This is a genomic window from Arthrobacter sp. AOP36-A1-22 (genome assembly GCF_052377615.1).
Taxonomy (GTDB): domain Bacteria; phylum Actinomycetota; class Actinomycetes; order Actinomycetales; family Micrococcaceae; genus Arthrobacter_H.
Genome location: NZ_JBQSWX010000042.1, coordinates 1 through 8,751, shown reverse-complemented (window position 1 = coordinate 8,751; position 8,751 = coordinate 1). Strand labels below are relative to the sequence as shown.

9 protein-coding genes are annotated in these 8,751 nt (G+C 64.0%); 8 read left to right on the top strand and 1 reads right to left on the bottom strand.

The window, feature by feature from the left end; translation table 11 throughout:
• The coding region (locus ACT3S2_RS15435; RefSeq protein WP_444561889.1) for a choice-of-anchor G family protein at positions 1-1,931 on the bottom strand (1,931 nt) is incomplete at its 3' end.
• A gap of 304 nt (positions 1,932-2,235) precedes the next feature.
• Between ACT3S2_RS15435 and ACT3S2_RS15430 the strand changes: the two genes are divergently transcribed.
• The 8 genes from ACT3S2_RS15430 (at position 2,236) to ACT3S2_RS15395 (ending at position 8,649) form a co-directional block, all read left to right on the top strand.
• Positions 2,236-2,727: a response regulator gene (locus ACT3S2_RS15430; RefSeq protein ID WP_444555415.1), complete on the top strand. Its 492-nt coding sequence runs from the start codon at positions 2,236-2,238 to the stop codon at positions 2,725-2,727.
• A complete protein-coding gene (locus tag ACT3S2_RS15425; RefSeq protein WP_444555414.1) occupies positions 2,724-2,915 on the top strand; it encodes a response regulator transcription factor in 192 nt (63 codons plus the stop codon). Before ACT3S2_RS15430 ends, ACT3S2_RS15425 begins: the two co-directional genes overlap by 4 nt.
• Before the next feature lie 185 nt (positions 2,916-3,100).
• The gene (locus tag ACT3S2_RS15420; protein ID WP_444555413.1) at positions 3,101-3,697 is read left to right on the top strand and encodes a SipW-dependent-type signal peptide-containing protein; all 597 of its coding nucleotides are present in this window, start codon (positions 3,101-3,103) and stop codon (positions 3,695-3,697) included.
• A 6-nt stretch (positions 3,698-3,703) separates the two neighbouring features.
• A complete protein-coding gene (locus ACT3S2_RS15415) occupies positions 3,704-4,312 on the top strand; it encodes a SipW-dependent-type signal peptide-containing protein (protein WP_444555412.1) in 609 nt (202 codons plus the stop codon).
• Positions 4,313-5,683, top strand: a complete 1,371-nt coding sequence (locus ACT3S2_RS15410; protein ID WP_444555411.1) for a signal peptidase I — start codon at positions 4,313-4,315, stop codon at positions 5,681-5,683.
• Positions 5,676-6,224: a hypothetical protein gene (locus tag ACT3S2_RS15405; RefSeq protein ID WP_444555410.1), complete on the top strand. Its 549-nt coding sequence runs from the start codon at positions 5,676-5,678 to the stop codon at positions 6,222-6,224. The genes ACT3S2_RS15410 and ACT3S2_RS15405 overlap by 8 nt, the downstream gene beginning before the upstream one ends.
• Positions 6,225-6,318: 94 nt before the next feature.
• On the top strand, positions 6,319-7,743 hold the full coding sequence (locus ACT3S2_RS15400) for a phytoene desaturase family protein (protein ID WP_444555409.1): 1,425 nt from the start codon (positions 6,319-6,321) through the stop codon (positions 7,741-7,743).
• Positions 7,744-7,752: 9 nt separating this feature from the next.
• A complete protein-coding gene (locus ACT3S2_RS15395; protein WP_444555408.1) occupies positions 7,753-8,649 on the top strand; it encodes a DUF4031 domain-containing protein in 897 nt (298 codons plus the stop codon).
• The last annotated feature ends 102 nt before the right edge of the window (positions 8,650-8,751 follow it).

Sequence of the window (8,751 nt, the reverse complement as noted above, 5' to 3'; positions counted from 1 at the left end):
GTCGCGTTCACATCAGCATCGGTGTCAGCGTCAGCAGCAGTAGCCGCATCAGCGTCCGTGTCTTCGACAACAGCGAAATCGGTTTCAGCCGTGGAATCATCACCGGATTGCGTAGCAACGACAGTGTGATCACCCGGCTCAACTTCCGGGAACGTGACTGACCAGGTTCCGTCCTCATCCACGGTTGCTGTCTGTGAAGTTCCATCGTCGCCGTCGAGGACTACGACAACTTCCTCACCCGGTTCCCCTGTTCCTTCAACCGGAACGTCTGAGGTGCCTCCCGCAGGTGCAGTGACTTCCGAGCCCGGTGCCGGATTAGTGATGGCAACTGTTTCGATTTCCTCTTCGGCAATTCGCACATATGACGTTGCGAGTCCCACGTTGGCTGCATCAGCGCGCGGCAACAACGACAGTGCGAGTGCGGAGACGTGGAAGTCGGCCGGCAACGTGACGTCCTGAGATTCGGTGCCCAGGTTTGCAGCGCTGCCGCTCTGCTTGTTGATGGTGACTGATACGACCTCGTCCAGAACTCCGCTCAGAACCGGGGAGAGGGTATTCAGAACCGGAGTCGCAACACCCGTCAGGCTGTCAGTCAGACCGCTAAGCAACGGGTTCACAACTGCGCCGACACTCTGCGTCAGCGGAACAACCAAGCTATCCGCGACAAAATCCAACACCGGGTTGAGCAGAGTCGGCAAAAGGCTAATCTCCGCGTCAACGTTCGGGTCTGCCCCGGAGGTTCCCAAGAAATCGCCCAAGGCGCCGTCAATTGTGAGGTTCCCTGTAGTAGCAGAGACAAAGGGCGGTTTAACACTGAGGCCTGTTTCGAGCGTCAATGTTGCTTCGTTGATAGCCTTCGTCAGCTCCGTGTTGAGCTGATCGGTCAACGAACCGACCGCTTCAGCCAGACCATCGGTCACCTTTTGCAGAGTAGCCGAACTAATGACTTCAGTGTTGGCTGGCAACCCATTGAGGGTTCCGCCGGCAACCGCCTTCTCCAGGTCGATGGTGATGGTTCCATCCGCCAGGTTCAGAGCAACCAGCCCGTCGGTGTCCGTGATGGTCGACTGCAAGAGGCCGTCGTTGATTGATTCCAGAGCGGAATCCAAATTACCGATGGAGATTTCCGTCGGCCCAAGATTCACCTTGGCGACGCCGAGGTTGACTTCAGTACTCAGCACGTCTTCGAGGGCGCCGGTGATGGCCCCGTTCTCGCCCACCGCCCCGTTCAGCGTGGTTCCCACACCGTTGACAACGTCACCGAGGTCGCCGCTCAGCGATCCGACCAGCGGGCTGTTGACGTTCGCCTTCAGATCGGCAACGGTGTAATCGCTCTTGCCTGTCCCTGCATCGAGGGTTGCCGTCGAGGCGATTGCCCCGACTTCAAGGTTGAGCTGATCGATGACTTCATCGGTAAGACCGTCAACACCCAGCTGACCCAGCAGGCGAGTGAGCTCGACCGTTGCGTTTTCGGAGCTTCCGCCTCCACCGGCGTTGGCATCGATGGCCCCGTCCGCGCCCACCAGGCCGGCCGAAGCAGTGGCCTTGGTCGGCTCCGTGGCTTCCGCATAGCTGTGCAGCGCACCGAGTGCGCCAAGATCCAGCAGACCATTACCGCTGCCGTCATCAATCAACGGCAGTTGCAGCGACGGAAGTGTCAGGTTCACAGCACCGAGTGCGCCGACGTTCAGCGGCTCATAGTGTTCGCCCGGGTTGCTCGGCACGCCTGCTTCGCTGGTGGCGGCTTCCAGAAGGTCCAGGCTCAACACATCGCTGGAAATAACCTGTCCACGGGCTTCCGATACATCAGTATCGGCGGCCGAAGCGATTCCCGTCTGGAACATCAAGAGGCTGGAAACCATCGTGCCCGCCAGAATTCTCTTGGGGGTCAGGAAACGTCTTTTCCCGACCTCCAATGGTTTAGTTGCCAAGCTCAAAGGCCCTCCCAAATATTTGCGATCTAGTGATGAAGTGGTGGGAGCAGCCATCTTCCGGCCAAGATCCCCCCACGAAGAACCCTAAGGATTCAAATGGCGGATCGGTCTGGCCGTTCAGCTAGACATGAATAGCCGATGGGCCTCACGTCGACGACGGGCACCAGGGCGCGAAATGCCCCTGCTGAATTGAGGTCTCGCCCCGAAAGTAGGCTATTAATAGTTCCATAGCCGTATAAGTACTCGAGGGAACGCCTCGGCAGCGTCCACGGAGAGCCAGGGGGCTCCGGAGGGAGAAAACATGGGCGAAAAGCGGCTCAGAGTCCATGCCGCGGATAGCGATGTCATGTCGCTACTCGCCGTCAGGCATATTTTTTCACAGACCTGCGACCTCGAATTGGAGAGCGTCACCTCCAACGGAACCGAGGCCGCGGAGACGGCGATCCTGGCCAAACCCGACATCGTCTTGATGGAAACCAATGTCACCGATGTCGACAGTCTGACGGCGACGAAGATGATCTGCTCAGAGGCCCCCGAGGTCAAGGTGGTTTTCCTCTCCACGGTTCACGACGCCGTCAGCATCAGCCGCGCCTACGCGGCCGGCGCCAGCAGCTTCCTCGCCAAGAGCTCCATTGTCCGTGAGCTGTCCTCTGCCTTGAGACTCGTCTCCCTCGGCCATCAGATCTTCTCCTCCTCATCTGATCAACAACGACTCCAGATTCCAGGCTCGGCTGAGGGCGGGCCCCAGGAGCAGATCATTGCCCGCTGCGGCGAACTTACCAGCGGCTATTGATCGCTGTCGCCCAGGGCTGCACGAACCAGGAAATCGCCGCTACCCTTCATGTCAGCGAAGGCACGGTCAAAGCCCATATAGCCAAATTCAATTCCCAGTTGAACATCAGCAACCGCGTACAACTCGCCGTGGCCGTCGCCCAAGCAGGACTCCTGGACACCAGAGACGCCAACTCCTTCGTCCGCTAGAAACCCTCCCGCACACCCTCCCCACCGGCGGCGGGCCTACGATAGCCAATCGGCCAGAGTGCAGCGTCCGACTAGCCAGAAATATCCTGGATTCCCAACAGGTCACCCTTGAATCCATAGCATGGTTCCGGGTGTCCCATTTAGTCCGCGATGTGGGCTGGCACCAACCGCACGAGGGGGAAGCCATGCAGGCAGATTCAAAGAAGAAGTTCCGCGCCGTTCTCGTCGGAGGACTGGTGGTGGGGGTCGGGGCCGCAGTAACGCTCGCGGCCTGGAACGACTCCGAATTCGCCCAGGGGACCTTCGCGTCCGGACAGTTCAATCTGGAGGGAAGCACCACCAGCTCGACCGAGGGATTCGCCGACCACCCCAGCAGCGAAGATGCCGCCGCACTGACCTTCGAGGTCAACCCGGAAAACATGAGCCCGAACGACAGTGTCTACGCTCCGTTCTCGGTTCGCCTGGATGAAACGACGACCAATGATGCTTCCGTCGATATCACGGCAGCCGCCGGTGGAACGACCACCGGCATGAGCTACCGTTTGATCCAGACCGAGGCCTTCGGCTGTGATTCCGACACCGCGGGCACCGACCTGGTCCCGGCAGGTACCGCTTTGGGCTCCGTCTCCGGTGCAGCCGCCTTCGATCTGGCCAAGGGTGCTGCGGCGTCGGCCGGCGAAGCCACCAATCTCTGCTTCATAGTCACGGCCGACGACGACCTGGCACAGGACCAGACAGGCACTTCCACCTGGGAATTCACGGCGACCAGCAAGGACAGCTAGCACATCGTGGGAACACATGGCTCAACCTCACCAGAACGCACCGGCGGACGCCGAGCTAAAATCCGGGCGCTGCTGATCGGCGCGTTGGTCATCGGTGTGGGTGGTGCCACGACGTTGGCGGCTTGGACCGATGGTGAAAATGCTACCGGGACCTTCGGCACCAGTGTCTTTGGCATCCAAGGCTCCACGAACGGCAGCGCTTTCGCGAAGCACCCCAGCGACGCACCTGCATCCTTGGACTTCGCTGCCACGGGCATGACCCCAGGCGATAAGGCCTTCGCCTCGTTCGACGTTCGGACCACTGCTGGAACCACGATCGATGGAACTGTTGCCGTGACCGACGCCACGGTGGCCGGGGACTCGGCCATCACCGGGAACCTCAGTTACCGGGCGGCAGCAGTACCAGCCGGAACCAAGTGTTCCTCAACCGTCTATACCGGGGCGGCCCAGAACATCGGCACGGTCTTTCCCCTCCCTGCTCAAGCCGTCTCCGCAGCTGGAGCGAACACCGTCCGATATTGCTTCGAGGTGACCCTGGCGGCTAAGACGCCCAACACGGCACAAGGAAAATCCGGTTCCGCGACCTGGGTATTCAGCGCAACATCGGCCACGTAGATGCGACCTGTCCCCACCCGATCCCGCCGTCCTTCCGCCGGGAAACTCATTGGTGATCTGGTCCTGAACCTCGCTGCGGTCGGAGGGGCCCTGTGTCTGGTGCTGGTGGTGTTGGCTTTCGTCTTCAATATTTCGCTGATCATGTTCAAGACCGGCTCCATGACCCCGACGATCCCGGCAGGGTCGGTGGCAGTCATCCGACAGATTCCTGCCGAGCAGATCAGCGTCGGGGACGTGATCACGGTGGATCGTCCGGGAAAGCTGCCCGTTACGCACCGGGTCGTGGAGTCGTCCCCTGGAGATGCCGCCGGCCAGCGCGTCATCCGGCTCAAGGGCGATGCCAATGACACCGCGGACATCGCCCCCTACACGGTGGCCGAGGCAGGCCTGGTGCTTTGGCATGTTCCGGGGATGGCCAAGGTCATTGTTGGCATGTCGAGGCCCTGGGTCCTCGGTCTGATCACGCTCGCTGCCGGGGCCCTAGTCACTTGGACATTTTGGCCACGTCCGCCCGGGAACACGAAGGACAAAGCCTCAGGAAACGCCCCCGCAGGACCGGCCACCACCGAAGAAACGCCAGCGTATTGCGAAAGCCGGACCGGCACATCCGCCCCCTCCCCGAAGATCCGCCGCCCAGGGCGCCATCCAGGAGGAGCACTTACTCTCCTGCTCGGCATGGCGGTCTTCCTCTCCCCCATGACCCTGACGGTCCCTTCGGCCCAGGCAGACCCGGCGGACCGCCAGATCAACGGACGGTACCTGAGACTGACCTCCGTGGCGGATCCGGAAGCGATGACGACGTTGGCTCCCGGCGACTCGGTCGTCTGGCAGGTCGGGATCAGCGCCGATCCGCCCTCGCCCGGAAAGATCGAGGTCGGCTATGCCTTCACCGGGCGTCGAGCCCTCCCGTTGGAGATCACCACGACGGCCTGCACGACGCGTTGGCATGAGGGACGCTGCCCCGGGGCGGAAGTCCCAGCGGCGGGGATTTCGGCATCCGGCAACACCAATTCTGGCCCCCTCCTGTCTTTCGGAACCGGGGAACAGCGTTGGGTCCGCCTTCAGGTCCGTGTCCCGAGCGATGCCGCAGTGGCCCAGGATGCGGTGACCCGGCTCAGGCTGGTCGTCGCCGGGGCGGGCGAAGAGGTCTCGGCCAATCCAAGCGGTCCGTCGCCGGAAACCGGGACAGACCGGACGGGGAGCCCTTCCGAGGGCTCCGTAGCCGACCCCGGACGCCCGATCGTTGAGCCACTGCCCTCCACCGGCGGGGACGTCCTAGGTGCCCTGTTCTGGGGATTGATCGCCGTCGTGGGCGGTGTGGCCGTTTCCCTGGTCGCCCGGGTCGTTCAACGCAGGTCCCATCGTGGCTGACGTGCGTTCCGTCCGCCGGTTGTTGTCCCGGTCCTCACCACTGCTGGTCGCCGTGCTGGCGCTGACTCTGCTCGGAGCCTCCGGGGCAGGCATGGCGGAACCCACCGAGGCCCAATGGGCGGATGCCGAATCTTCGTCGGGCCGGTTCACCGCCCTCCGGGTCGAATCCCCCACCCCGAACGGCGGCTGCACGTACGTCCCGCATGCCTTGAAGCCGGATAAAATCCTGCTCTACTGGCACCTTCCCGCCGGTCAAACGCTGGAGGACATCAGATTTGAGGCCAAAAGCAACCGGGGTATCAGCATCGTGGACAAACTCAACAATTTTTCCTTCCTTGATGACTCGCATCCCGACGCCGGGCCGAACAACTACAGGACCGAGGTCCCGGTCGGCTTGCTCAGCGCTCTGTTGGGCCTCGGGGCAAAGATCACGTTGACCCTGACCAGCACGGCGGGAGCCTGGACATCCGCACCGATGAGTGCCGTCGCGACACTGCCCACGCTGACCATCGGAGGAAAGTGCAGCAACGTACCGGCCTAGGGGCGGAACGGTCCCCGACAGGCAGCACCGCCAACCATGCCGAGGCCCACTGTAGGGTTGTCGATGGACAACTTCCTCGAAGACGGAGTCATTGATGTCACGTACGGCCATCGTCGTCGGATCGGGCCCCAACGGCTTGGCCGCCGCGGCCTTCCTGGCCCGCCAAGGCGTTGACGTGACGATCCATGAACAAGGCCCCCTGCCGGGAGGCGCAGCACGATCGGCAGAACCACTCGGGGAAGGTTTCATCACCGATCTGGGTGCCGCGGGCCACCCCTTCGGCGTGGGCAGCCCGGCTTTCCGGGAACTCGGTCTGGCCGACCACGGGCTCGAATGGGTCCACCCCACCTACCCCATGGCCCATCCGCTGCCCGGACGCGACTCCGCACTGCTCCAACGCGATGCCTCATTGACCGCTGCGAGCCTCGGCTCCGACCGGAACGCCTGGCGCCTGCTGCACCAGCCGGTGGTCAAGCATCCTCATCGAACGCTGGAGAACATCACCGGGCCGCTGTTGCGTCTGCCGCCGCATCCGCTGTCGATGGCCTCCTTCGGCATCCGGGCCGGTTGGCCGGCCCATCTCCTGGCCCGTCGCCTCTTCGAAACCGAGGAAGCCCGCGCACTCTTCATCGGTTCAGCGGCCCATTCCATGCTGCCCCCCACCCATCCGTTCACCGCCGCGTTCGGCCTGGTCTTCGGAGGGCTCGGGCAGTCGTTGGGATGGCCCGTGGCCCGGGGTGGAACCGGCCGCATCGTGGATGCCCTGCTAGCGGTATTGGACCAGCACGGGGCAAAGATCCACACGAATTCCCCGGTGACCGACCTGCGCGATCTTCCCCGGGCCGATGCCGTCCTGCTGGACCTCACCCCCCGCCAGATCCTCAAACTCCAGGGGGCCGGGTTGGAGGACCGCTATCGCCGCCATCTGGCGAAGTGGAAGTACGGCATGGGCGGCTTCAAGGTCGACTATCTGCTCGATGGCCCCATCCCCTGGTCCGACCCGCGGACTGCCGAAGCCGGAACCGTTCATCTGGGCGGGACGATGGAGGAGATCACCGAGGCAGAATCGGCCACCCAGCGGGGGCACCTGCCGGCCCGGCCCTTCGTCCTGCTCTGCCAGCAATCCACCGCCGATCCCAGCAGGACCCGGGACGGTCGCCACGTGGTGTGGGCCTACGCCCACGTCCCCAACGGGTGCACCGCCGATGCGGCCCCGCTCATCGATGCCCAGATCGAACGCTTCGCCCCCGGATTCCAGGACCGCATCATCGGCCGGGTCGATTCCTCACCCCAGGCGTTGGAATCATGGAACCCCAACCTGGTGGGCGGGGACATCGGAGGCGGATCACTCCGTGGGCTCCAACAGGTCCTGCGCCCTGCCCCGACCTTGCGGCCTTACAACACCGGGACGGCGGGACTCTACATCTGTTCCTCCTCCACGCCCCCGGGCGGGGGTGTGCACGGGATGGCCGGCTGGCATGCCGCCCGGGCCGTGTTGCGCGATTGGGATCACCGGTAATCTGGGTCCATGGCCATCCTCATCGATCCGCCGCTGTGGCCGGCCCACGGCACGGTGTTCTCACATCTGGTCTCCGACGTCTCGGTGGAGGAACTCCACGCCTTTGCCACGGCTGCCGGGCTGAGTCGGCGCGCGTTCGACCGCGACCACTATGACGTCCCCCTCCGGCGCTTCGATGGCCTGGTTGCCGCGGGGGCGCATCCGGTCCCGGCCACCGAGCTGGCGCGGCGGCTGATCCGTTCCGGGGTGCGCGTCCCGGCCCACCAACGCCCCGAGCGCCTCCAAGGGGTCCTCACCGATGCCTGGGACCGGATGCTGCCCGGCTGCCCCTGGATCGCCTCAGAACTGATGGAACGCTGGTCCGAACCGCACCGGCATTACCACGACCGGGCCCATCTGCTGGCCGTTCTGCGGGCCCTGGACCTGTTGTGTTCGCGCGGGGAGGCCATTGGAGCGCATCCGCGCGCACCGTGGCTGGCGGCCTGGTTCCACGATGCCGTCTATGCCGGAGTCGCCGGCCGGGATGAGGAGGATTCAGCCCGGTTGGCCGAAGAGCTCCTTCCCACGGCGGGTCTGCCCACGGCCGAAGTGGACGAGGTGGCCCGGCTGGTCCGTCTGACCGCCGACCACCGCCCCGCAGGGCACGACGCCGGTGGCCGGCTGCTTTGCGATGCCGATCTGGAGGTCCTGGCCCGCCCCGGCCCGGCCTACCGACGCTATGTCTCCGCGGTGCGCCGCGACTACGCCACGGTCTCCGATGCCGACTTCGCCCGGGGCCGCGCCTCCGTCCTGCGGTCCCTGCTCGATACCGAAACGCTCTTCGGCACCACCAGCGGACGGGATTTGTGGGAGGAGCCGGCCCGGAACAACCTCGCCATCGAGTTGGCGGGACTACCGGGGACCTGACCCCCACCGTTCCGGATTTTAACGACGCCGGCGCGGCCCCTCGTTTCCGAGGTGACCGCGCCGGCGTCGTCGTGCAGGGGCTGAAAGGCCCGGGAGGCTAGA

Coding starts and splice junctions, on each gene's coding strand:
- ACT3S2_RS15395 (WP_444555408.1), top strand. CDS start 7,753: ATGGCCATCCTCATCGATCCGCCGCTGTGGCCGGCCCACGGCACGGTG.
- ACT3S2_RS15420 (WP_444555413.1), top strand. CDS start 3,101: ATGCAGGCAGATTCAAAGAAGAAGTTCCGCGCCGTTCTCGTCGGAGGA.
- ACT3S2_RS15430 (WP_444555415.1), top strand. CDS start 2,236: ATGGGCGAAAAGCGGCTCAGAGTCCATGCCGCGGATAGCGATGTCATG.
- ACT3S2_RS15410 (WP_444555411.1), top strand. CDS start 4,313: ATGCGACCTGTCCCCACCCGATCCCGCCGTCCTTCCGCCGGGAAACTC.
- ACT3S2_RS15400 (WP_444555409.1), top strand. CDS start 6,319: ATGTCACGTACGGCCATCGTCGTCGGATCGGGCCCCAACGGCTTGGCC.